The organism is Burkholderia sp. RS01 (assembly GCF_039748055.1).
Taxonomy (GTDB): Bacteria; Actinomycetota; Actinomycetes; order Actinomycetales; family Micrococcaceae; genus Arthrobacter.
In genome coordinates, this window is the sequence record NZ_JBDLAK010000002.1 from 72,761 (window position 1) to 95,538 (window position 22,778).

A 22,778-nucleotide genomic window follows, 5' to 3' on the forward strand; every position below is an offset into this window, starting at 1 on the left:
CCCACCCGGGCTTTGCATATTAATGCCGCGATTGGGAACCCCCAATTTTGGGTGGCTGAACAGGTCAATCAGCGGGAAGAAGATTGCTGCCACAAGGTTTTCACGGGCCAGCCATCGCACGATGGCACGGTTACATCCCTCCTAGCGGCAGGTGTGCCATGAAAATCTCAGCATGGAATTCAGACGGGGGGGCGGATCAAAGTCGATCCGCTTCACCCACCGATCCACCAACAAACCGACGTCAACGACGTAAAAAGCACGGCAAGCAGGCCATCTCCTTCCGGACGGTGGCAGCAGTAACCACATTGATGATGCCAATCGCCATGGGTTTGCCCGTGGTCGCGGCCAACGCCGTGCAGGCGCCGGTTGGGGAGGGTTTTACCATCACCCCCTCCGATCTCTCTTTCATCCTGAAGCAGATCAAGATCGCTGAAGCCCATGTGGCCAACACGACCTCTGCCACCGGCCCCTGCGGCGCGCTGATCGGCACCGGCCCCAACCAAATCCCCAGCCCCCTGGTCTCCCAGGGGCTGCGGACGGTCGACGGGTCATGCAACAACCTCCAGGCCGGTCAGGAGACGTTCGGTGCGGCCGACCAACTGTTCCCGCGACTGACCACCCCGGTCTTCAAGGGCGCAGAGAACTCGCCTCCCGCGTTCGGCCCCTCCCAGCCCACGAGCTACGCGCAGAAGAAGGGCAACGTCTTCGACTCCGAGCCGCGCGTGATCAGCAACCTGATCGTGGACCAGACCTCGACCAACCCGGCTGCGGTCGCCGCGGCCGGTAACCCGGTCAGGACGCAGGGCAACACCGGTGTCGTCCCCTGCACGACGGACCCGCAGCCCCTGGCCGATCCGCCTGTCGCTGGTGATCCCGTTGACTGCGTGCCGTCCCACAGCACGCTGTTCATCCCGAACGTGACCACCGACGTCGGCCTCTCACCGCCCTACAACTCGATGTTCACGCTCTTCGGCCAGTTCTTTGACCACGGCGTTGACCAGACTGTGAAGGGCGGCGGTACCGTCTTCGTTCCGCTGAAGGATGACGACCCGCTGATCGCAGGCCCGGACCACGTCTTCGGGAACGCGGACGACCTCAACCCGAACTTGCGCTTCATGGTGCTGACCCGTGGCCAGAACCAACCCGGTCCGGACGGCGTCTTGGGCGACAACCCCGCAACCCCTGCCGATGAGAGCGCTGACGACATCCAGGATGCGAACAACACGGACTCGCCTTGGGTCGACCAGAGCCAGACCTACACCTCGCACTCCTCGCACCAGGTATTCCTGCGCGAGTATGTTAACAACACCGCCGGAAGGCCGGTCGCCACGGGCAAGCTGCTCGGCGGACCGGCCGGCCCCACCGCGGGCGGCATGGCCACCTGGACCACCACCAAGCTTCAGGCGAAGACCTTGCTTGGTCTCAGGCTCGAAGATAAGGACGTCCTGAATGTCCCGATGATCGCCGCGGACGCGTACGGCAAGTTCATTCCCGGCCCGGCGCGCGGCCTGCCGCAGTATGTTACGGCGACCGGTCTTGTCGAGGGACGACTCGACGACCCGTCGACGGCAGCGGTAGACGAGACCGTACCGGTCCCTGCCAACGTCAAGTACTTTGACACCCCGTTCCTGACGGACATCGCGCACAACGCGGACCCGAGTCCCCAGGACACCGACAACAACCCGGCAACACCGCGGGTGACGCCGGCGCCGGACGCCGACACCACGGCATCCGCCGACTTCGCCAGCCAGCCGGCAGGCACCTACGACGACGAGATGCTGAATGCGCACTTCATCGCCGGTGACGGCCGGGTCAACGAGAACATCGGCCTGACCACCATCCACCAGATCTTCCACTCCGAGCACGATCGGCTCGTCGGCGACATCGAGAACGTCCTGACCACCGATACCTCGCCAAGCGGCGTTACTGCTTTGGCCGAGTGGAAGCTGGCCGCCGGTGCAGACGGCTGGAACGGTGAGCGGCTCTTCCAGGCCGCCCGGTTCATCACGGAGATGGAGTACCAGCACCTGGTCTTCGAGGAGTTCGCCCGCAAGGTTCAGCCTGCGATCAACCCCTTTGAGCCGTTTGCTTTCACCCAGACGGAGCTCAACCCGGCGATCAAGGCGGAATTCGCCCACGCCGTGTACCGCTTCGGCCACTCCATGCTGACCGAAACGATCTCTCGCAGGAACGAGGACGGCGCCGGCGCCGACTTGGTGTTCGGAACGTCGGACGACACGAGGGGCAGCCAGAACGACATTTCGCTGCTCCACGGTTTCCTCAACCCGCCGGAGTACACCAACGGCGGTCCTGCAGGGCCGCTGACCTCGGAAGAGGCTGCCGGAAGCGTCATCATGGGGATGTCGGACCAGGCCGGTAACGAACTGGATGAGTTCGTGACCGACACGCTCCGCAACAACCTGCTGGGCCTGCCCCTGGACCTTCCGACGATCAACATGACGCGGGCCCGTTCTGAAGGAATCCCGCGGCTGAACGTCCTTCGCCGGGAGCTTTTCAACTCAACGAATGACGGCCAGCTGAAGCCCTACACCAACTGGGTCGACTTCGGCGAGAACCTCAAGCACCCGGAGTCGCTCGTCAACTTCGTCGCTGCCTACGGCCTGCACCCGTCCATCACCGGCGCAACAACGCTGGCGGGCAAGCGGGAGGCCGCGCGGCTGATCGTCAGCCCCGCAGCCGCGGATGTCCCGCCGGCAGACGCCGCAGCGTTCATGAACAGCACGGACGCCTGGGCCAACACCGGCACGACCTCGATTACCGGCCTCGACAACGTCGACCTCTGGGTCGGCGGCCTCGCAGAACGGACAAACCTGTTTGGCGGCCTGCTGGGCAGTACGTTCAACTACGTCTTCGAGAACCAGCTGACCAACCTGCAGAACGGCGACCGCCTGTACTACCTGGCGCGCACCCCCGGCATGAACCTGAGGGCGCAACTGGAAGGCAACTCGTTCGCCGAACTGATGATGCGCAACACGAACGTCAAGAGCCTGAAGGCCGATGCGTTCGCGACGGCCGACTGCAAGTTCGAACTGAAGAAGCTGGCAGGCACCACCGCCGGCTTTACAACCTCCGGCAACACCGTGGTGGACGACCCGGACACAGACTGCAGCGAGGCGGATCTCCTGATCCGCATGCCGGACGGCACCATCAAGTACCGCGCGAGGAACACCGTGGACCCCTCCGGCATCAACGGACAGAGTGTCTACAACGGCACGGCCGGCGTTGACCGTATCTACGGCGGTAACGACAACGACACCTTCTGGGGCGGTGAAGGCAACGACGTCATCGAAGGCGGCGACGGAGCCGACGTCGCGCTCGGTGGCGACGGCGACGACATCATCACCGACCTCGCCGGTGACGACGTCCCGAAGGGCGGACCCGGCAACGACGCGATCGACGCAGGACCCGGCCTGGACATCATCATGGGTGGCGACGGCAAGGACTTCACGAACGGTGGAGCCAACGCCAACGAGACCTTCGCCGGAGCCGGTGACGACTTCGTGATGCTCGGTGAGAGCCTTGACGCCGCATTCGGCGACAGCGGCGATGACTGGGAAGAGGGCGGCGACCAGCCGGACCTGATGCAGGGAGACAGCGGCAACCTGTTCTTCCTGGATGACTCCCAGAAGCCAGGACACGACATCCTCGTCGGTCAGGGCGGCGACGACGACTACGACATGGAGGGCGGCGACGACATCGGCGTCGGCGGTCCCGGCATCGAGAAAGTCGCTGGAGCCTCCGGCTACGACTGGGAGATCGGTCAGGGCGACCCACAGGCACAGGATCTTGACCTGGCTCTCCCGATCCCTCCGCTGGACATTCTGACGGTGGGCGTCCGCGACAAGTTCAACGAGGTTGAAGCGCTCTCCGGCGGCAAACTCGACGACAAGCTTCGCGGTGACGATTTGGTTCCGAGCGCCGTTGGCGGTGCCGGGTTCATTGGATGCGACGTGCTGGATCAGGCCGGCGTGGACCGGATTGCCGGCCTCGGCGACCTGGTGACGACCTTCCCGACACTGACATCCGATGTTGTGGCCGCCTCGGCGTCCAAGGACTGCCCGCTCCTCACCGGCACGAACGTCTGGGGCGAAGGCAACATCCTCCTCGGCGGCAGCGGCAGTGACCTCATGGAGGGACGCGGCGCCAACGACATCATCGACGGCGACCGGTACCTCGGTGTCCGGCTCAGTGTCCGCACCAACGCGGCCGATCCGGCAAGCGAGATCGGCAGCGCCAGCATTGAAGGGCTGGGGCAGAGCGCCATGGCCAGCCGGTACCAGAAGGACGCCAACGGCAACCTGACGGGACCGACACTCCAGGAAGCTGTCTTCGCAGGCACCGTGAACCCCGGCAACATCGTGGCGGTCCGCGAGGTCCTCACGGGCTCCGGCGGCACCGACTCGGCAGTGTTCACCGGCCCGGCGGCTGACTACACGGTCACCACCACCGGCGGGACCGGCGTCCTTGGCTCACCGGGGTCGACCACCACGGTGACCGACAACGTGGGCACCGACGGTACCGACACCCTGCGGAACGTTGAACGGCTGGTGTTCGCAGACTCTGTTGCACCCGCCGCTCCCGTCATCGGCGCGGCAGCTGCTACCGGCAGCGGCCAGGCTACGGTCAACTTCACCCCGGCAGCAGGCGGCGTTGCCACCAGCTTCGAGGTGCGGGTGGTCAACGCGGCCGGAACCCAGGTAGGCGCACTTCAGACGGCAGACGCCGGTTCCACCAGCCTGGTGGTTACGGGTCTGGCCAACGGAACGCCTGTCCGGTTCCAGGTACGGGCAGTGAACGCAATCGGCGCCAGCGCCTTCTCGGCACTGTCCAACGCGGTCACCCCGGCTGCTCCCGTCCTTGCCAGCGCTCCGGCGATCGGCACGGCAACGGCCGGCAATGCCCAGGTTACGGTGACGTGGACCGCCCCGCCGGCTGTCCCCAGCGCCGCGGTCACGCAGTTCCGGATCCGCGTCTTCGTGGGAACGAGTGCCACTCCGACCCGCGAGGTCATTGTTGGCAACATCACGAGCAGCGCGGTGACGGGCCTGATCAACGGAACCGGATACACCTTCGACGTCTCGGCGATCAACGCCGCAGGAACGGGCGCACCCTCGGCCCGTTCGGCGCTGACCACACCGCGGACCGAGTTTGTGCTCCCGACGATCACCGCCAGGACACCTGCTCTGGGTGCCACGTCCGTCAGCCAGACGGCCAACATCACGGCGACCTTCAGTGAGTCAGTGGCGAATGTCGGCACGAACACGGTGGTGCTCCGCCTCAACGGCAGCGCAACTCCGATCCCGGCCACCGTGGTGTACAACAACGCGACCAGGACGGTGACGGTCAACCCGAACGCGACCCTGCTGGCTGACCGCACGTACAACATGGCATTCTCATCGATCCGGGACACGGCAGGGAACACCATGGCAGCACCGCCGTCATGGCAGTTCACCACCGGCCCCGCTCCAACGGTTATCGCAGTCACTCCGGCTATCGGGGCGACGAACGTAAGCCGGACAGCCAACATCACCGTCCGGTACAGCGAGCCCGTGGCGGGCGTCAGCACCGGAACTGTGGTGCTGCGGCGCGGAGGCACCACCGGACCGGTTGTGACGGCGGTCGTGACCTACAACGCGGCAACGCGGACGGCGACGCTGAACCCGTCGTCGACCTTGGTGGCAAACACCACCTACACCGTGGCTACGTCCTCCGTCCGGGACCTGGCGGGCAACCCGCTGGCCTTCCGCTCCTGGACGTTCAGGACTGGTGCCGTGTAATTCACCAGGCCGGCTGGCGGCTCCCGCAAGGAGCCGCCAGCCATCCTCTCAAGACACCACGCCCGACCCTCCACACACCGCGCAGCCGCAGCGCGGGGAGGGCCGGGCGTGGTTTTACGTGCCCGGCGTCTCACCATGCGGGACAAATATGGCCGTCCACTGGATGGACACTACGATTGATAGGTCTGTTTCCAACCCCAACCAGGATTGTGGACTCCTCATGAATCTTTTCCGGACCAAATCCATCGAGCAGTCGATGGCCGACGCCGATGAGCCCGGACGTAAGCTCAAGCGCTCCCTGAGCACGTGGGACCTGATGATCATGGGCGTGGCAGTTGCTGTCGGCGCCGGCATCTTCTCGGTCGGCGCAAAAGCCGCGGCGAACTTCGCCGGCCCCGCAGTGACGGTCTCCTTTGCTGTCGCCGCCGTCACGTGCGCCCTGGCGATCATGTGCTACGCGGAGTTCGCCACCGCCATCCCGGTGGCAGGATCAGCCTACGTCTTCACCTACGCAACCATGGGCGAGGTACTCGCCTGGATCATCGGATGGAACCTCATCCTGGAGCTATTCACTGCCGCCGCCGTAATTGCCAAGTACTGGGGCATCTACCTCAGCAAGGTCTTTGCCCTGATGGGCGTTGACATTCCGCCCGCCATCTCGCTTGGCGGAGTCGACCTCTACTGGGGCGCCTTCCTCATCGTCGCCATCTTCACCGTGTTGCTCGTGCTTGGAACCAAGCTTTCCGCCCGCGTCGGCAACATCTTCACGCTGATCAAGATCGGCGTCGTGATCTTCGTGATCGTGGTCGGCTTCAGCTACCTCAAGCTCTCGAACTACACCCCCTTCGTGCCCGCCTCGGAGCCCACCGCCAGCACCGGTGCGGCCGACGTGATGAAGCAGTCGTTCTTCGGATTCCTGACGGGCGCGGCCCCGGCGCAGTACGGGACGCTGGGCATCTTTGCCGGCGCGGCGCTGGTGTTCTTCGCCTTCATCGGCTTCGACGTGGTGGCCACCTCCGCGGAAGAGGTCAAGAACCCGCAGAAGACGCTGCCCCGCGGAATCTTCGGCGGCCTGGCCCTCGTCACGCTGCTCTACATCCTGGTGTCGCTGGCCCTGACGGGCATGGTTTCCTACAAGCAACTCGCGGAAGTCAAGAACCCCACGCTCACCACGGCCTTCGAAGCCGTCGGCAACACCGATGCTGCCAAGGTAATTGCCTTCGGCTCGCTGGTGGGCCTGACCACCGTGATCATGGTGCTCCTCATGGGTCTCTCCCGCGTTGTGCTCGCCATGAGCCGCGACGGCCTGCTGCCGCGGTCCCTGTCCAAGACCAGCGAAAAGCGAGCAACGCCGGTCCGCCTGCAGGTCATATGCGGTGCCGCCGTCGCCGTGGTTGCCGGGCTGACCAACGTGGACCTGCTCGAGGAAATGATCAACATCGGCACGCTGTCCGCGTTCGTGATGGTCAGCCTGGGCATCCTCGTGCTGCGCAAGAAGCGCCCGGACCTGAAGCCTGCCTTCCGGGTGCCGTTCGGGAAGGTGCTGCCCGTCGTTTCCGCCGTTCTCTGCCTTTACCTGATGACCAACCTGGCCGTTGAGACCTGGATCTTCTTCGGCATCTGGCTCGTTCTTGGGCTGGCGATCTACTTCGCCTACGGGCAGCGGCACTCCCGGCTCAACGAGAAGTTCGCCGGCGCCAAAGCCGCGGTGGACGGCCCGGCCGCGAGCCTCGCGGACGACGAGGACGACCGGGATGTCCTGACGAAGGTCTGACCTGCCGCAGGTCTCACCCTGCCGGGCGGAACGTCGTTCACGGAGCGGCGTTCCGCCCGACCCAGTCGACCAGCGGGCGCAGTTGGTCCCACAGCCTCGCAATCTCACCTTCGGCGTCCGGGGAGGACAGCCAGTCCGGCTGCCCCAGGGCGACGCTGGCGGAAAGCGACTTGTGTTTGAGCAGCTCCGCGCGCGGGTGCTCCCGCAGGAAACCCCGCGGCACGGTCTTGAGCTTTTCACCTTCAACCGTGAACCCTGCCGCGGCGACGGCGTCCACAATGTGCTGCAGCTGCTCGCCGGTGCCCGTCGCATCGACGGCATTCCGGTAGCGGGCCAGCTGGGCCGGTGAATGGGAGTGGTAGCCGCCGCCGACGAGCAGGCCGTCAGCGCTCAGCTGCAGGTAGTAGCCCAGGCCTTCTCGAAACGAAGCGAACGCGCCCTGGGCGGTTTTGTAGGGTGATTTGTCCTGCGAGAACCGGATGTCACGGTTGGGCCGAAAGATCTTGCCGGGCCCGAACTGCGGCTCCAGCCGGGCCAGCAACGCACTGAGGGGCTCCCTGACGGACTCCTGGTACACGGCTGAATGGGCCTGCCACCAGTCCCGGGTGTTGTTCTCTTCCAGTTCGGCGTAGAACGCCGCCGCAGTGGCTGCGGGGATGCCCTCGAATGTGCTCATGACTGAAGCCTAGGCACCGTCATGACTGCGGGCCACCGGCGCGGCCGCGTATGTGGAAAAACGGGCGACTCGCCGGATTACCGCGGCTCGTTGCAGGCCGTGATCCGGTACAGGGCGCGGACGCCGTCGGACGCGATCTTTTCAAAGCCCAGCCCGGTGGGCACATTGTAAAAGCCCGGCCATCGCTTCAGGCTGGCGCTGCCGTGCGCCGAGCCTGGCGAGTCCTCATAGAAGTGCGTGGCGCCGACCTTGAGCACGGCCTCGCAGATGGACTTGTCAGTCCGCAGCCGGTTGAAGCCGGTGCGGAGCAGTTCCTTGGCCGCACTCCCGGCCGTCGGGGCGCCCAGCTGCGTGTACACCACATGCCGTCCGGTGAGGGTGTAGAAGTAGGTTTCGCCGTTGAACGGGTCGCCGATCACCACGGCGTTGGCCGGAAGCATCGCACCGGCGCGCTCGATGAAGGCCTGCTCGCCCTTGGAGAGGACGCCGGATCCGGGCTTGTCGGAGACCACGTAGTTCTGTGCGGCCACCGCCACGCGCTCCACCGACCGGTAGCTCCCCGATCCCCAGTAGATTCCGCAGATCAGGACGGCAACGGGTAGGGCGACGAGCATTGCGGCAACCGGCCACCTGCCGCCGGTTCGGGCAGAGGTCAGCCGCGCTGACACCGCACGTCTGGCTGCCCTCGCGGCCACGGCGACAGCCAGGGCCGCCAGCAGGCTCCCTGTCATGGCGATGAAGGGGGCGATCCTTTGCGTGTCCTTGTACCAGAAGCCGGTCAGCCACCGTAGCCCGTTCTCGGGTCCGGCGGCCAGCACATAGAGTGCCACAAACGCGAGCCAGGAGATGGCGAGCGGCCTCGCCTCCCGGACAAAGACGGCAACAACTGCGCCGACGATCACCAGCAGCCCAACCGCGAGGTTGAAATCGTCCGGGGCTGGCGGGGAAAGCGCCGGAAACCGCGGAAGGTCGAAGAACGCAAGGTCCAATGAATCCGGGATTTCGGCCCGCACCGCCCGCCGGTAGGCCATCACGCCCGCCAGCAGCCGGGAGTTGGCCAGTGCTGAATAGGCCGCCACCGCGGCAATCACCGCCACGGCCGCCGCAGCGCCGGCACGCCGGGGACGGCGGCGTGCAGCCCGCACCAGCAGCGGCAGCAGGCGCGCCGCCACGAAGGGCAGGATGGCAACGGCGGTGGCAAAGACGGCACTCGGGTGCGCGGCGACGCAGCCGCCAAGGAGCGCGGCCGCGAGGACGGCGAGGAGGACCAGCTCCCTGGCCTGCCTTCCGGCCTGCTCGTCAGCGGTCAGGCGCCGCAGGAGCAGCACCATCACCGCCAGGGTGGCCGGGACCAGTGCTGTGGCGAGACCGTTGGGCCACTGGCCGCTGCGGAGGAGCTGAGAGAAGGGAAAGCTGACGAACGAGGCCCCGATCAGCGGCGTCAGTGCCCAGGCCGCAGGGTGCCGCGGCAGGACGACGGAGGCCAGGAACGTGAGGCCGATCGGCCAGATCATGCCGCCGATGACGATTGAGGACAGGTTGGCTGCTTCCGATACGCTGCCCGGGACGAGCGCCACCGCGCTGTGCCAGCCCGCCGGGTAGTACGTGGGCGGGCCGGCGCCGAATATCGGAGCCACGCCCCACGGGGTGGCGCTGCCGGATTCCTGGATCCACCTCAGGACGTTCAGGTGGAAGATCGGGTCCCAGCCCTGCGAGGCCGTGGCGGGGTCGCCGATTCCGCGGAGCAGCGCCAGGCAGGTCACCGCGGAACCCATCGCTACGCCCGCGACGATGGCAATTTTCGCCGGCCAACCGAGGCCGGCGGGCGACAGGGGTGTGCGGAAGCCGAACCGGCGCCCTGCCAGCCAGGCGGCCAGGATGGGCGGCACAGCAATGACGGCGGCCGTGGCGGCGTTCCAGGGTACGCCCGCGGCGTCCGCCAGGAAGGATCCGGCGAGGAAGACCAGCAGGGTGATGGCCGGACTGAGGGCGGTGGCTGCCGGCCAGCCGGGCTTCAGCGGCAGGAGCACCAGAAGCCCGGGCAGGAAAAATGCGGCGACAAGGAGGACAACGGTCAGAGCATGTGGAAGCAGTTCAACAAGCCAATCGAGCATGGGCGTGTCAGCGCGCTCCGGGCCGGATCTTGTTCCTCAGCGGAGCGGCCACGGCTTTGTTGAAAAGCTTGGCGGCGCCGGCTGTCAGGGATCCGGTCTGGCCGGTCAGCGGCGGATAGATCCTGCCGGCCTCGGCGCGTTTCTGCGCCACGAGTGCAGGCAGGGCGTCCCGCAGGGATCCGCGCTGCTGCGGGATCCCTGGATAGTCGCTGTCCAGGGCAAGCGGCCAGCCGCTTCCCAGCGCGGTCAGCGACTCGTGCTTGACGTCGTAGTACCCCTTCTTCATGCCGACGGCGACTCCGCGAGCCCCCGCGGCGGCTGCCAGCAGGTGGAAGTGGAACCGGCTGGTCACCCAGGTCTGGTTTTCGGACAGCGGGAGGCCGTGTTCCCAGATGTGCAGGAACGGCAGGAACCGTGCTTCCGGGATGAGATCGGCAAGCCGGTCGTAGGCCGCGCGGTCAGCGCCGGGGATGGCCTCGACGTAATAGGCCTTGGTTCCCTCGCCGGCCGCCTTTTCAACGGCGTCCCTTGCGATGTTCACGGCTGCCTCGAACCGTTCCGGATCGGCGGTGTCGCTTTGGATGCAGACGTAGAGGCCCGGTTCGGCTGCACCACGCGCGATTTCGTCGGCCGCGCCGAGGAACGCATCATCCAGACCTTGGGTGATGCCGTAGGCCGTGGCGCCCGCTTCGTCCCGGGCAGTGACGTGCGTGAACCCCTGGAACAGCGGCATCTCGGCCGGGGCTGAAGTCAGCAGCGGCATGAGACCCTGGCCGGTCGCGATGAGGCGGGCGCCGGTCAGGCCGTGGACGGCGCGCATGGCCACTACCAGACCGGCGTGGTGGGACCAGTTCTCGTTGATGAAGCCGCCGCCGATGAGGTGCAGGGATTCGGCTTCCCGCAGTTTGAGCAGGCCAAGGTCGTAGGACGGGGAGCCCAGTCCGGTAACCCGCGCCCTGATAGTTTCCGCGGCGGCGTCGAGCGGCATGTCGGCGGTGTCGTGCACCAGCCGCCACAGCGTGTTGGTGACGCGCAGGCGCGGATGCAGTCCTTCGAACAGGATCTGGGCGAGGCCGGGCTGGGGGCAGTCAAGCCAGACGTCGGCGTCGGGCCGTTCCGCCGCCAGGTATTTCAGCCAGGCGGCGGCGATGAACTCGTCGCCGAAATTGGGGTTGCCCGAAGGGCCGATCAGATAAATGGGGCCCGGCTGCATGTTGACGACTATATCGCCCCGCGGGCGGGGAAGGTGCTCTCGGCGGCAGCGGCCCGAGGATGATGACGCGCCCCGGACGCAGGAACCCCGCCGCGGCAGTGCCGCGGCGGGGTTCCTGTCAGGCGGAAAGGCTGTTAGCCGATCTTGTTTGCGGCCTCAGCGTCAGAGCTGGGGCCGGCGGGGGCTGCGCCCAGGTTGGCACGGAGCTTGGCGCCGAGTTCGGCGTCCACGTTGGTCCAGTACTGGATGGCGCGTTCCTTGATGCCCGGGCTCTTGACGCCGCCCACGGCGCCGGTGATGGTCTCCAGCAGGCGGGCCTTCTCGCCGTCGTTGAACACCTCGCGGTACAGCGCGCCGGCCTGGACGAAGTCGCCGTCCTCTGCGTGCAGGGAGTGCGCGGCGAGCGTCAGCGCGCCGTCGTTCTCCCAGCCGCCGGCCGGGCTCTGCGGCTCAACGGCAGCCGGGCCGCCCACCGAGTTGGGGGCGTAGACCGGAACGGACGGGGCGTTGAAGTGGTAACGCCCGGCGCCGTCCTGGCTGTAGTTGTTGACCTGGTTCTTCGGCTGGTTCACCGGGATCTGGGCGTGGTTGGTGCCCACGCGGTAACGGTGTGCGTCAGCGTAGGAGAAGATGCGGGCCTGCAGCATCTTGTCCGGCGAGGCGGCGATGCCCGGCACGAAGTTCGACGGCGCGAAGGTGGCCTGCTCGATCTGCGCGAAGTAGTTCTCCGGGTTCCGGTTCAGCTCCATGGTGCCCACCTTGATCAGCGGGTAGTCAGCGTGCGGCCACACCTTGGTGAGGTCGAACGGGTTGAAGCGGTAGGTCTTGGCGTCCTCGTACGGCATGACCTGGACGTGCAGGTCCCAGGAGGGGAAGTTGCCGGCGGCGATGTTTTCCTGCAGGTCGCGGATGTAGAAGTCCGCGTCCGAGCCCGCCAGCGCCTCTGCTTCGTCGCCGGTCATGGACTTCACGCCCTGGTTGGACTTGAAGTGGTACTTGACCCAGAAGCGCTCGCCCTCGGCGTTGATCCACTGGTAGGTGTGCGAGCCGTAGCCCTGCATTTCGCGCCAGGAAGCGGGCAGGCCGCGGTCGCCCATGAGCCAGGTGACCTGGTGCGCGGACTCGGGGGAGAGGGTCCAGAAGTCCCACTGCATGTCGGCGTCGCGGAGGTGCGTGCCCGGGAGGCGCTTCTGCGAGTGGATGAAGTCCGGGAACTTGATGCCGTCGCGGATGAAGAACACCGGGGTGTTGTTGCCGACGAGGTCGTAGTTGCCCTCGGAGGTGTAGAACTTGACGGCGAAGCCGCGGGGATCGCGCCAGGTGTCGGGGGAGCCGTTCTCGCCGGCGACCGACGAGAAGCGGATCAGCATTTCGGTCTCCACGCCCGGCTGCAGGAACGCGGCCTTGGTGTACTTGGAGACGTCCTCGGTGGCCTTGAAGGAGCCGAATGCGCCGCCACCCTTGGCGTGCACCACACGCTCCGGGACACGCTCGCGGTTGAACTGGGCCAGCTTCTCGACCAGGTAGTGGTCGGTCAGGATGATGGCGCCGTCGGCACCGGTTGCCTGGGAGTGGGCGTCGGACGTGACGGGAGCGCCGGACTGTGTCGTGGACACGGCGGGCGCAGAGATGTTCGAAGTCATCTTTCTCCTATTTTCTTGATTACTTATCAGTTGCGTTCAGAAGGAAGTTTTTGGGCCCGCTGGCAGTCCCCGCAGATGCCCTGGTACATCACATCGGCGATCTGGATGGTCATGGGATGGGAATCCTCGTTCCAGTGCGGGGTCAGGCATGGTGCGTGGCCGACAGCGCAGTCGACGTCCTCCACCCGGCCGCAGCTGATGCAGATGGCGTGGTGGTGGTTGTCACCGACTCGCGTTTCATACAGGGCGGGGGAGTGCGGGGGTTCGAACCGGCGCAGCATGTGCAGGTCGGTGAGGTCGCCCAGCACCACGTAGACGGACTGGGCGGTCAGCTCCGGGAGCTCCTCGCGCGCCGCGGACAGGATGCTTTCTGCCGGGGAGTGGGGGTGATGCTCGACGGCGGCCAGCACCGCCAGCCGCTGTTTGGTCACCCGGCGGCCGTGGGCGCGCAGGGCCGCGGCCCATGCTTCGTGGCTCTCCGGGTGCTCCGTCATGGTTCCATTCAACCACTTATTTTGACTAGATCACAATAAGGCTGGGCTAAGTTCCCTGCGAGGCTAGAGTTGCCGGGTGGGGAAACTACTGGCCGACATCACTCCGCTGCGCGAAAGCCCGACCTTCCGCAGGCTCTGGGCCGGCTCGGCGATCTCCAACATCGGAAGCCAGTTGACGCTGGTGGCCGTCAGCCTGGAGGTCTACCGGCTGACCCACGACAGCCTCTATGTGGGGCTGCTGAGCATCTTCGCACTGGTTCCGCTGGTGGTCGGCGGGCTACTGGGCGGCTCGATTGCCGACTCGCACGACCGCCGCCAGGTGGCCCTCTTTTCGTCCTCGGTAATGTGGGCGGCCGTGGGCGGACTGGCCCTCCAGGCCTGGCTGCAGGTGGGGAACGTCTGGCTGCTCTACGCGCTGGTGGCCGTGCAGAGCGGCGCCCAGGCCATTAACCAGCCGGCCCGCAGCGCCATCATTCCCGTCCTGGTCCGCAAAGAACTCCTCCCGGCGGCGAACGCGCTCAGCATGGTCACGTTCGGGCTGGCCATGACGGCAGGTCCGCTGCTGGCCGGGGTGCTCGTTGCCACGGTCGGATTCGGCTGGACCTACACCCTGGACCTGGTGAGTTTCGCGTTCGCCTTCTGGGCGCTCCTGAGGCTTCCGGCCATGCCGCCCGGCAAGGAGGCGGGCCGGGCGGGGCTGCGGTCGGTGGTCGAGGGCTTCCGGTTCCTGGGCACCCGCCCCAACCTGCGCATGACGTTCGTCATCGACCTCGTGGCCATGATTCTTGCCCAGCCGCGGGCGCTGCTGCCTGCCGTGGGCGCGCTCATGGTGGGAGGCGGCGAAACCACAGTGGGCATCCTGCTGGCCTCCACGGCCGTCGGCGCCTTCCTGGCAGGGCTGTTTTCCGGGCCGCTGGGCGGCGTCCGGCGGCAGGGGAGCGCCGTGGTCTGGTCCGTCATGGGGTGGGGAGCATCCATCGCGGCGTTCGGACTGGTGGTGGTCCTGGCCGGGAGGTCGGGCGCAGAGGGTGTCACGGCCTGGCTGATTCCCGCCGCATTGTGCTGTGGCCTGGCCGGCATCGCGGATTCCGTCAGCGCCGTTTTCCGCACCACCATCCTGCAGTCAGCCACGCCCGACCACCTGCGCGGCCGCCTGCAGGGCGTCTTCATCGTGGTGGTGGCAGGCGGTCCCCGGGTGGGCGACATGTTGGCCGGCGGCGGCACTAAAATTCTAAGTGAGGGCTGGGTCCTGCTGATCGGCGGCCTCCTGTGCATCGTGGTTGCCTGGGCGGCGGCGCGTTGGCAGTCCGGCTTCTTGAAGTACGACGCCGGGAACCCGGTTCCGTAGCGACGCCGGCGGAGTCGGGACCGACGTCACGAACTGTGGAGGCGAAAGTGCACAATCACTACAACGGCCTGAAAACCGCGGCGCTGTTCGGTGTGCTGTGGGCGGTGCTGTTGGGCCTGGGCGCCCTGATCGGCGTCAATTCCCGCAGCGCGGCACCCATCTGGATCATGGCGCTGATCGGCATCGCAACCACCGCCTACGGGTATTGGAACAGCGACAAGATCGCGCTGAGGGCCATGCAGGCCTACCCGGTGTCCCAGGCCCAGGCCCCGGAGCTGTACGAGATAGTGGGGGAACTCTCCGCCCGCGCCAATCAGCCGATGCCCCGCATCTATATCTCGCCCACCCCGGCGCCCAATGCCTTCGCCACGGGCCGGAACCCGCAGAACGCCGCCGTGTGCGTCACCGAGGGAATCCTTCAGATGCTCACCCCGCGGGAGCTCCGAGGCGTGTTGGGCCACGAGCTCATGCACGTCTACAACCGCGACATCCTGACATCATCGGTGGCAGCTGCCGTGGCCGGCGTGATCACCTCCGTGGGCCAGATGCTGCTGTTCTTCGGCGGCGGTGACCGCCGCAACTCGAACCCCCTTGCCCTCATCGCCATGGCCCTGCTGGCACCGCTCGCGGCGTCACTGATCCAGGTGGCCATCTCGCGCACCAGGGAGTACGACGCCGACGAGGACGGTTCGCAGCTGACCGGCGACCCGCTGGCGCTCGCCTCCGCCCTGCGCAAGATCCACCAGGGCGTCCAGCTGGCACCGCTGCCGCAGGACCAGAAGCTGGTCAACACCTCGCACCTGATGATCGCGAATCCGTTCCGCGGCGGCGGCATGAGCCGGCTGTTCGCCACCCACCCGCCCATGCAGGACCGGATCGCCCGGCTGGAGCGGATGGCGGGAAGGCCGCTCGGCTGAGCGCCGCCGTCGTACTTCCTGCTGGCGACGCGCGACTCACCTGGCGACGCGCAAATGACCTGGCGCGGCCGGAATAACCGTAGCGAGGGGCAACATGCGCGTGGCTAGGCCAGCTGCGCGTCGCCAGGGGGGGTGCGCGTCAGGCGGCGCGCCTTAGCTGCGGAAGTTGACGAACTGCAGGTCCGCCTCGTCAAAGTCCTTGAGCAGCGCCATGGTGGCTTGGAGGTCGTCGCGGGACTTGGAGGTCACGCGGAGCTCGTCACCCTGGATCTGCGACTTGACGGACTTCGGGGCTTCGTCGCGGATCAGCTTGTTGATCTTCTTGGCCAGATCCTGCGCGATGCCTTCCTTGATGGTGGCCTCCAGCCGGTATTCCTTGCCGGATGCGTAGGGCTCGCCCGTGTCCAGCGACTTCAGCGAAATCCCGCGGCGGATGAGCTTTGACTGCAGCACGTCCAGGACAGCCAGGACGCGTTCCTCGGAGTTCGCCTTCATCAGGATCTTCTCGCCGCTGAAATCGACCTCGGCGCCGACACCCTTGAAGTCATACCGCTGGGCCAGTTCCTTCTGCGCCTGGTGCAGCGCGTTCGCAACCTCCTGCTTGTCTACCTTGCTTACGACGTCGAATGTGGACTCGCCTGCCATGATTCTCCTTTTGCTGGTGGGTGCTTCGCCCGGGCCGTGCGGGGCCCGGGCAGGCGCCTGAATATCTGGATTCCAGCGTAGTACGGTTGGCGCTGAAGTGAAGTTGCCGCGGCATTCACAGTTCACTCACAGCGGAGGCGAGGCGGGAACGAAGCTTCTGCGCGCAAAGTTGTAGGAGTTGGAAGCCGCTCCGAAAGGAAAGCAATGACCCACAAGGCCGCCCGCTACGTCACCCGATCCACGTCCGCAGCCGCAGTAACCATCGCCGCCGCCGCATCGTCTGTGGCCGCAGCCGCAGTGGCGGCATCCATTATTCTCAGCCCCGCGGCCGACTCATCGTCCAGGCTCGAAGGCGTGCACGCCGACCTCCAGCGGGCGGTGCAGCTGAACCAGATCACCGAGGACCAGGCCGTCCGGTTCGAGGCTAAACTCGCCGGTCGCATCCTCGGAGAAGCCTGAATTCCGGGCTGTTTGTGCCCTTCGTGCCTCGATTCGATTCTTGGGCGGAAGTTCTGTAAGGTTGTCTTGCCGCGGTGCTGAAACAACAACGCGGTGATCTTCTTTTTGAAGTTCGGCAGATTACCCGAGCGGCCAAAGGGGGCTGACTGTAAATCAGCTGGCAACGCCTACGGGGGTTCGAATCCCTCATCTGCCACGTTTTGAAAAACCTCCGGAACCTACTGGTTCCGGAGGTTTTTTGTTTCTCGCTTTCGGTCGGGGAGCGGGCGCGGTCAGGCCGGTTACTGTCGCGCGGGCGGTCCGGCCGGCTACTGGTGGCAACCCTACGGAGTGGGGTCCCGCCGGAGCTCGGCAATTTCGCGCCTCAGCGCGGCCACTTCCGCCGCGAGCTCACCCACCTCCGCAAGGACGGGCCGTTCGGCCGATTCCACTGCGGCACCGGTGCTCTCTTCGACGCGCTGCACCAGCCACGAGGCGATGGACGCAGTCACCACGCCCAGGACGGCGATCCCGCTCATCATCAGGGCAGCCGCCACCACTCGGCCCAGCGCGGTGACGGGGTACATATCCCCGTAGCCCACTGTGGTGATGGTGGCCACCGCCCACCACACAGCATCGCCGAACGTGAGGATCTTGGCATCCGGAGCGGACTGCTCGACGTCGAGCACCGCCAGCGCCCCCACGAACACCAGCAGGGCGGCGGATGCGGCCACGTACGTGACCACCCTGCCCCGCAGCGTTTCACCCACTGTGCGGTGCAGCACCGACAGCAGGGTCACCAGCCGTAGAAGCCGGAGCGGGCGGAAGAAGGGCAGCGCCACGATCAGCAGTTCGTGGAGGTTGCGGACGAACCAGCGGCGGCGGTTTTCCGCCAGCCACAGATTCGCGCCGTAGTCCAGTGCGAAGATGCCCCAGGTGGCCCACATGGTGACCTCGAGCCACTCGGCGCCCCGGCCTTCCATCCGGCCGACCACCTGCCAGGCATAGGCCGCGAGGAACACGATGGCTGTCCCCATCAGCGGCCACTCGGCAAGGTCCCGGTAGCGTTGCTGCGTCATAGGGACGATATTACGGGTGGCTGCCGTGGCCGCGGCAGCCACTCGTCATGCCTTGCCGCTAGTTGAGGGCTATGACCAGCATCTGGGTGGTCCCGGGAATGCACGTCTGCAGGACAGCCCGGGGGAACCCTCCAAAGACCGCCGCGACATCGTTCGTCGTGCCCGGGTTGGGCACCTGGCCGCGGCCAGCCACTGTGTACGATCCGTAGCCGGGGATGTCCACCCTCTCGCCCACGCCGATGCCCGAGAAGCGCGCCCAGCCTCCGCAGAAATCGTGCTCGGTGATGAACAGGGAATAACCGTCAGTGGGGGTGAAGTGGATGGGGCCGATGCAGCTGTCCACCAGCGCTTGCCCGCCAGATCCGGCCACATAGATGGTCCGCACCGCCGGTGCGGGGGCCGGTGCAGGCGCTGGCACTGGCGCCGGTGCTCCCGCCGCCTTCGGCACTGCCACCGCGGGGCCCGTCAGCTTCAGGGTCTGCCCGGGAACAATGACGGAGTACGGGCCAAAGCCGTTGGCGGCCAGCATGCCGTTCACATCGACGCCGAACCGCTCTGCGATGGTGCCCACCGTGTCGCCCGCCACGACGGTGTACGTGTTGGTAGCAGCGGCCGGGGCCGCCTTTCTGGCAGTGGGCGGAGCTTTGGCCGGAGCTTTGGCCGGAACCTTGGCCGCCGTCGCTTTGGCCGGAACTCTAACAGCCTTCGCCGGAACCCTGACGGCGGCAGCCTTGACCGGAGCGGCTTTGGCGGGCGGCGCCACGGCGACCGGCGCCACGGCCGTAACGGACGGCGTCGGACTGGCGGAGGGAGCAGGCTCCGCCGGTGAAGCAGGGCTGGCGACGGCTACTGCAACGCCGTTTCCGGGGGCCGCCACGGAGTTGACCACTGCCGAGGCTGCGAGCAGACCTCCGGCGACGGCGGCGGCGGCGATGATCAGCCGGGCCCTGCGGCGTCCGGTGCCCAGGCGGGACCGGCCGGCAGGGCCAAGCTGGATCGTTGGATCGTCCAGGGAGCCGGGGTCTTCCTGGGTTCCTGCATCTTCCTGTGGGTTCATGGCGTGCCCTTGGTTCGTGCGCTGCCGGGTGACCGGACGCTCGCCGGGCGGTGATGCGCAGAACAAAGAGGGGCTCTGACCAGGAAGGAGGGAGCGTGGCATGTGGGGCGCATGACCGCTATTCATGTGTGAAGCACGCTCGCTAACGTGCCGGCCCCAGCCTGATTCGAGTGTACGAAGCGCCGACAGGGCGCCGCACGAGTAGTTGCTACCTGTTTTTCCCCTCGGGAACACTCGGATTCGGCTGTCGCGCGCAGGTCACCGCGTGGGCCGGCGCCGCAGACAGAGGGTCTTTCGGGAGTTGTTACTGGCGGGTAACATAGTCGCCATGCACTTGCTCCTGCGAACACTCCTGATGCTGTTCACCTCCGCCAAACGCCCGTCCCTCAGCGTCTGGGATTCCGCATCCGTGACACTCCGCGTGCTCCCAACGGACATAGACATCGCAATGCATGTCAACAACGGCATGTATTTCTCGCTCATGGACCTGGGCCGTTTCGACCTGATGGTGAGGAGCGGAACCTGGCAGAAAATGCGACGGCGGGGCTGGAGCCCGGTGGCTGCCGGCGAGACCATAGCGTTCCGCCGGTCCCTCCAGCTCTGGCAGCAATACACCATCGAAACCAAGATCATCGGGCTGGACGCCAAGGCCATCTACTTCGAGCAGCGCATGGTGGTGGAGGGCGAGATCTATGCCCGTGCATATGTCGCCACGCGCCTCGTGGGCAAGGGCGGTCCCGTGACCCAGGAGGAAATTCTCGCGGAGTTCGGCCAGCCGCCGGCGGGACTGGAACTGCCCGATTGGATTCACGGCTGGCGGCTGGACACTGCGTTGCCGAGCGCACGGCGGCCGGCCCCGCATGATTGGGCCGGACGTTAACCGTGACGGCGCCGCCGTCGGCAATATTCCCGGTGACGCGGGGAGCGAACAAACCGGCCTCCAGGAGGACTAACTAACGCTCCTCGCGTACCGTTGAACCATGGCTACCGTTGACATCACAGGTGAACAGTTCGCATCGACCATCGAGGGCAACGACATCGTCCTCGTTGACTTCTGGGCCGAATGGTGTGGTCCCTGCAAGCAGTTTGGGCCCACATACTCCGCCGTTTCGGAAAAGCACGGCGACGTCGTCTTCGCCAAGGTGGACACCGAAGCCCAGCAGCAGCTGGCCGCAGAGGCCGGCATCACATCCATCCCCACGCTGATGGCCTTCCGCGAGAAGGTCCTCGTCTTCTCCCAGCCGGGCGCGCTCAACGCCCCGCAGCTGGAGCAGGTGATCGACGCCGTCAAGGCGCTCGACATGGAGGAAGTCCATGCCCACGTGGCGCGCTCGCAGGCCGAAGCGGCAGCAGCCGACGGCGGCAGCAAGGCGACGGGCTCCGGCACGCAGGACGGCACGCAGATCCCGGATTTCTAAGCGCACCGGCAGCAACAGCACCAAGCAACGCGGGGTCACTCCGCGCCCATTGAACCGGATTCTTTGGGCGCGAAGTGACCCCGCGTTGCTTGGCTGAGGGGACTAGAGGCGTTCGAGGCGGACCGGTTCGGCCAGCAGCGCGCTGAGGGATTCGTTGAGGTCCTGGACGGCCGTGCCCTTGGAGTGCTTGTCCAGGTGGTCTTCGGAGGCCCACTGCTCGGTCAGGACCAGCTTCTCCTCGGTGGCTTCCGTGAGCTCGTACTGGATGCAGCCGGGCTCGTTGACTACCTCGTCAATGGCGATTTCCAAGGCGAGCTTCACGCGGAAGAATTCGCCGTCGTTGGGGATGAACGTTGCCTGCAGGTCGATGGGTGCACTCATGGATTTCACAATACCGGCCGCCGCCCGCACGCCCCGCTCTCTTTACGCCGGACACCCTACTATTGCGCTTCTCTTGCCCGGGGCCTCTTGATAGCGTGCCATCATGCGCGCATACACAGCCGGGGACACTGACGTCCCGCTGCTCGAGGAGACAATCGGCCACAACTTCGAGCGGGTGGTGGCCCAGTTCCCCTTTCACGATGCGCTGATCGAGGCGGCGGCTGTGCCTGGCGCCGACGCCCGCCGCTGGAGCTACTCCAAACTGAACGACGACGTCGACCGCGTCGGCCGTGCGCTCCTCGCCCTGGGCGTCGGGAAGGGGGAGCGGATCGGCATCTGGAGCCCCAACTGCGCGGAATGGACCATCCTGCAGTACGCCACGGCGAAGATCGGGGCGATCCTCGTGAACGTGAATCCGGCCTACCGCAGCCACGAGCTGGAGTTTGTGGTCAGGCAAAACGGCATGCGGATGCTCGTCACGGCGCCGTCGGACCGCAACAGCGACTACGTGGGGATGGCGCGGCAGGCGCTCGCCGCATGCCCGGACCTGAGCGAACTCGTGTTCCTGCCGGATGCCGGCTCCGCCGAGCTCACCGCCGGCGACCCCGAAAATGACCGGGAGCTGACGTACGCCGAGCTGCTCAAGCGGGCGGACGCCGTCGCGCATTCCGGGCTGAAGGCCCGCATGGCGGGGCTTGACCCGCACGACCCCATCAACCTGCAGTACACCTCCGGAACCACGGGATTCCCCAAGGGCGCCACCCTGACCCACCACAACATCCTCAACAACGGCTACTCAATCGGCGAACTGCTCGGGTACACCGAGCACGACCGCGTGGTGATTCCGGTGCCGTTCTACCACTGCTTCGGCATGGTGATCGGAAACCTGAACGCGCTCAGCCACGGCGCGGCGACCATCATCCCGGGGCGCGGTTTCACGCCGGCCGCGGCGCTTGAAGCGGTGCAGGACTTCGGCGGCACCTCGCTGTACGGGGTGCCCACCATGTTCATCGCCGAACTGGCGCTGCCCGATTTCGCGTCCTACGACCTCTCCACGCTCCGGACCGGGGTCATGGCTGGCTCGCTTTGTCCCATCGAGGTCATGAACCGGGTCATCTCCGAGATGAACATGAGGGACGTGGCCATCTGCTACGGCATGACCGAGACCTCGCCCGTGTCCACCATGACCCGGGACGGGGACACGATGCAGCAGCGCACCGAAACCGTGGGCCGGACCATGCCGCAGCTCGAAAGCAAGATCGTGGACCCTGCCACGGGTGACGTGGTGGAGCGCGGCGAGATCGGTGAACTGTGCACCCGGGGCTATGCGGTCATGCAGGGGTACTGGAACCAGCCGGACAAGACAGCCGAGGCAATTGACGCCGACGGCTGGATGCACACCGGGGACCTGGCGCGCATGGATGACGGCGGCTATGTGATGATCGAGGGCCGGATGAAGGACATGGTGATCCGCGGCGGCGAGAACATCTACCCGCGCGAGATCGAGGAATTCCTCTACACGCACCCGTCGATCCAGGACGTGCAGGTGATCGGAGTCCCGGACGCGAAGTATGGCGAGGAACTCATGGCCTGCATCATCCTCAACCCCGGCGCCGCGCCGCTGGACGCCGCCGCCCTGGCCGAGTTCTGCCGCGGGAAGCTGGCCCACTACAAGATCCCGCGCTACGTGGACGTCCGCGAAAGCTTCCCCATGACCGTCTCCGGCAAGATCCGCAAGGTGGAGATGCGCCAGGAGGCCGTGGCCCGGCTGGGGCTCTGACAG

17 protein-coding genes and 1 tRNA gene are annotated in these 22,778 nt (G+C 66.3%); 9 read left to right on the forward strand and 9 right to left on the reverse strand.

The features are described from left to right. Window positions 1–323 precede the first annotated feature (323 nt). Window positions 324–5,798, forward strand: a complete 5,475-nt coding sequence (locus ABFP37_RS02300) for a peroxidase family protein (protein ID WP_347032616.1) — start codon at window positions 324–326, stop codon at window positions 5,796–5,798. A 220-nt stretch (window positions 5,799–6,018) separates the two neighbouring features. After that, window positions 6,019–7,572, forward strand: a complete 1,554-nt coding sequence (locus ABFP37_RS02305) for an amino acid permease (protein WP_078029273.1) — start codon at window positions 6,019–6,021, stop codon at window positions 7,570–7,572. Between the two features lie 37 nt (window positions 7,573–7,609). On the opposite strand, the gene ABFP37_RS02310 is transcribed toward ABFP37_RS02305, so the two are convergent. The 5 genes from ABFP37_RS02310 to ABFP37_RS02330 all read right to left on the reverse strand — a co-directional run bounded on the left by ABFP37_RS02310 (window position 7,610) and on the right by ABFP37_RS02330 (window position 13,712). Further along, a complete protein-coding gene (locus ABFP37_RS02310) occupies window positions 7,610–8,248 on the reverse strand; it encodes a DUF2461 domain-containing protein (RefSeq protein WP_347032617.1) in 639 nt (212 codons plus the stop codon). Window positions 8,249–8,325: 77 nt separating this feature from the next. Next, complete coding sequence (locus tag ABFP37_RS02315; RefSeq protein WP_347032618.1) at window positions 8,326–10,362, reverse strand: DUF6541 family protein; 2,037 nt, start codon at window positions 10,360–10,362, stop codon at window positions 8,326–8,328. A gap of 7 nt (window positions 10,363–10,369) precedes the next feature. Further along, on the reverse strand, window positions 10,370–11,575 hold the full coding sequence (locus tag ABFP37_RS02320; protein ID WP_347032619.1) for a polysaccharide pyruvyl transferase family protein: 1,206 nt from the start codon (window positions 11,573–11,575) through the stop codon (window positions 10,370–10,372). 134 nt (window positions 11,576–11,709) lie between these two features. Next, complete coding sequence (locus ABFP37_RS02325) at window positions 11,710–13,218, reverse strand: catalase (protein WP_347032620.1); 1,509 nt, start codon at window positions 13,216–13,218, stop codon at window positions 11,710–11,712. Window positions 13,219–13,244: 26 nt separating this feature from the next. Further along, entirely contained in the window at window positions 13,245–13,712 is a 468-nt protein-coding gene (locus ABFP37_RS02330) for a Fur family transcriptional regulator (RefSeq protein WP_078027319.1), read from the reverse strand. Between the two features lie 76 nt (window positions 13,713–13,788). Between ABFP37_RS02330 and ABFP37_RS02335 the strand changes: the two genes are divergently transcribed. Both ABFP37_RS02335 and htpX read left to right on the forward strand, forming a co-directional pair. Beyond that, entirely contained in the window at window positions 13,789–15,060 is a 1,272-nt protein-coding gene (locus ABFP37_RS02335) for an MFS transporter (protein ID WP_347032621.1), read from the forward strand. 47 nt (window positions 15,061–15,107) lie between these two features. Continuing rightward, window positions 15,108–15,977, forward strand: coding sequence for a zinc metalloprotease HtpX (htpX, locus tag ABFP37_RS02340; protein ID WP_347032622.1), 870 nt, complete (start codon window positions 15,108–15,110; stop codon window positions 15,975–15,977). A gap of 153 nt (window positions 15,978–16,130) precedes the next feature. On the opposite strand, the gene ABFP37_RS02345 is transcribed toward htpX, so the two are convergent. After that, a complete protein-coding gene (locus tag ABFP37_RS02345) occupies window positions 16,131–16,622 on the reverse strand; it encodes a YajQ family cyclic di-GMP-binding protein (RefSeq protein ID WP_078027316.1) in 492 nt (163 codons plus the stop codon). Between the two features lie 204 nt (window positions 16,623–16,826). Between ABFP37_RS02345 and ABFP37_RS02350 the strand changes: the two genes are divergently transcribed. Both ABFP37_RS02350 and ABFP37_RS02355 read left to right on the forward strand, forming a co-directional pair. After that, complete coding sequence (locus ABFP37_RS02350; protein WP_347032623.1) at window positions 16,827–17,081, forward strand: hypothetical protein; 255 nt, start codon at window positions 16,827–16,829, stop codon at window positions 17,079–17,081. Window positions 17,082–17,195: 114 nt separating this feature from the next. Continuing rightward, window positions 17,196–17,277 (forward strand) — tRNA-Tyr (locus tag ABFP37_RS02355). A 127-nt stretch (window positions 17,278–17,404) separates the two neighbouring features. Here the strand turns inward: ABFP37_RS02355 and ABFP37_RS02360 are convergent. Next, window positions 17,405–18,139, reverse strand: coding sequence for a potassium channel family protein (locus ABFP37_RS02360; protein ID WP_347032624.1), 735 nt, complete (start codon window positions 18,137–18,139; stop codon window positions 17,405–17,407). Between the two features lie 58 nt (window positions 18,140–18,197). Then, window positions 18,198–19,196 carry a LysM domain-containing protein gene (locus ABFP37_RS02365; RefSeq protein ID WP_347032625.1) on the reverse strand — a complete coding sequence of 333 codons (999 nt, stop codon included), beginning with the start codon at window positions 19,194–19,196 and terminating at the stop codon, window positions 18,198–18,200. Window positions 19,197–19,524: 328 nt separating this feature from the next. On the opposite strand from ABFP37_RS02365, the gene ABFP37_RS02370 reads away from it, so the two are divergent. After that, a complete protein-coding gene (locus tag ABFP37_RS02370) occupies window positions 19,525–20,076 on the forward strand; it encodes an acyl-CoA thioesterase (protein ID WP_347032626.1) in 552 nt (183 codons plus the stop codon). Between the two features lie 100 nt (window positions 20,077–20,176). Continuing rightward, window positions 20,177–20,614 carry a thioredoxin family protein gene (locus tag ABFP37_RS02375; protein ID WP_078027311.1) on the forward strand — a complete coding sequence of 146 codons (438 nt, stop codon included), beginning with the start codon at window positions 20,177–20,179 and terminating at the stop codon, window positions 20,612–20,614. 102 nt (window positions 20,615–20,716) lie between these two features. Here ABFP37_RS02375 and ABFP37_RS02380 read toward each other — a convergent pair whose 3' ends face one another. Then, complete coding sequence (locus ABFP37_RS02380; protein ID WP_078027310.1) at window positions 20,717–20,995, reverse strand: putative quinol monooxygenase; 279 nt, start codon at window positions 20,993–20,995, stop codon at window positions 20,717–20,719. Between the two features lie 103 nt (window positions 20,996–21,098). On the opposite strand from ABFP37_RS02380, the gene ABFP37_RS02385 reads away from it, so the two are divergent. Further along, a complete protein-coding gene (locus tag ABFP37_RS02385) occupies window positions 21,099–22,775 on the forward strand; it encodes an AMP-binding protein (protein ID WP_347032627.1) in 1,677 nt (558 codons plus the stop codon). Window positions 22,776–22,778: the final 3 nt, after the last annotated feature.

Coding starts and splice junctions, on each gene's coding strand:
- ABFP37_RS02345 (WP_078027316.1), bottom strand. CDS start 16,622: ATGGCAGGCGAGTCCACATTCGACGTCGTAAGCAAGGTAGACAAGCAG.
- ABFP37_RS02325 (WP_347032620.1), bottom strand. CDS start 13,218: ATGACTTCGAACATCTCTGCGCCCGCCGTGTCCACGACACAGTCCGGC.
- ABFP37_RS02330 (WP_078027319.1), bottom strand. CDS start 13,712: ATGACGGAGCACCCGGAGAGCCACGAAGCATGGGCCGCGGCCCTGCGC.
- ABFP37_RS02310 (WP_347032617.1), bottom strand. CDS start 8,248: ATGAGCACATTCGAGGGCATCCCCGCAGCCACTGCGGCGGCGTTCTAC.
- ABFP37_RS02380 (WP_078027310.1), bottom strand. CDS start 20,995: ATGAGTGCACCCATCGACCTGCAGGCAACGTTCATCCCCAACGACGGC.
- ABFP37_RS02375 (WP_078027311.1), top strand. CDS start 20,177: ATGGCTACCGTTGACATCACAGGTGAACAGTTCGCATCGACCATCGAG.
- ABFP37_RS02300 (WP_347032616.1), top strand. CDS start 324: ATGGGTTTGCCCGTGGTCGCGGCCAACGCCGTGCAGGCGCCGGTTGGG.
- ABFP37_RS02305 (WP_078029273.1), top strand. CDS start 6,019: ATGAATCTTTTCCGGACCAAATCCATCGAGCAGTCGATGGCCGACGCC.
- ABFP37_RS02350 (WP_347032623.1), top strand. CDS start 16,827: ATGACCCACAAGGCCGCCCGCTACGTCACCCGATCCACGTCCGCAGCC.
- ABFP37_RS02385 (WP_347032627.1), top strand. CDS start 21,099: ATGCGCGCATACACAGCCGGGGACACTGACGTCCCGCTGCTCGAGGAG.
- ABFP37_RS02360 (WP_347032624.1), bottom strand. CDS start 18,139: ATGACGCAGCAACGCTACCGGGACCTTGCCGAGTGGCCGCTGATGGGG.
- ABFP37_RS02315 (WP_347032618.1), bottom strand. CDS start 10,362: ATGCTCGATTGGCTTGTTGAACTGCTTCCACATGCTCTGACCGTTGTC.
- ABFP37_RS02320 (WP_347032619.1), bottom strand. CDS start 11,575: ATGCAGCCGGGCCCCATTTATCTGATCGGCCCTTCGGGCAACCCCAAT.
- ABFP37_RS02370 (WP_347032626.1), top strand. CDS start 19,525: ATGCACTTGCTCCTGCGAACACTCCTGATGCTGTTCACCTCCGCCAAA.
- ABFP37_RS02365 (WP_347032625.1), bottom strand. CDS start 19,196: ATGAACCCACAGGAAGATGCAGGAACCCAGGAAGACCCCGGCTCCCTG.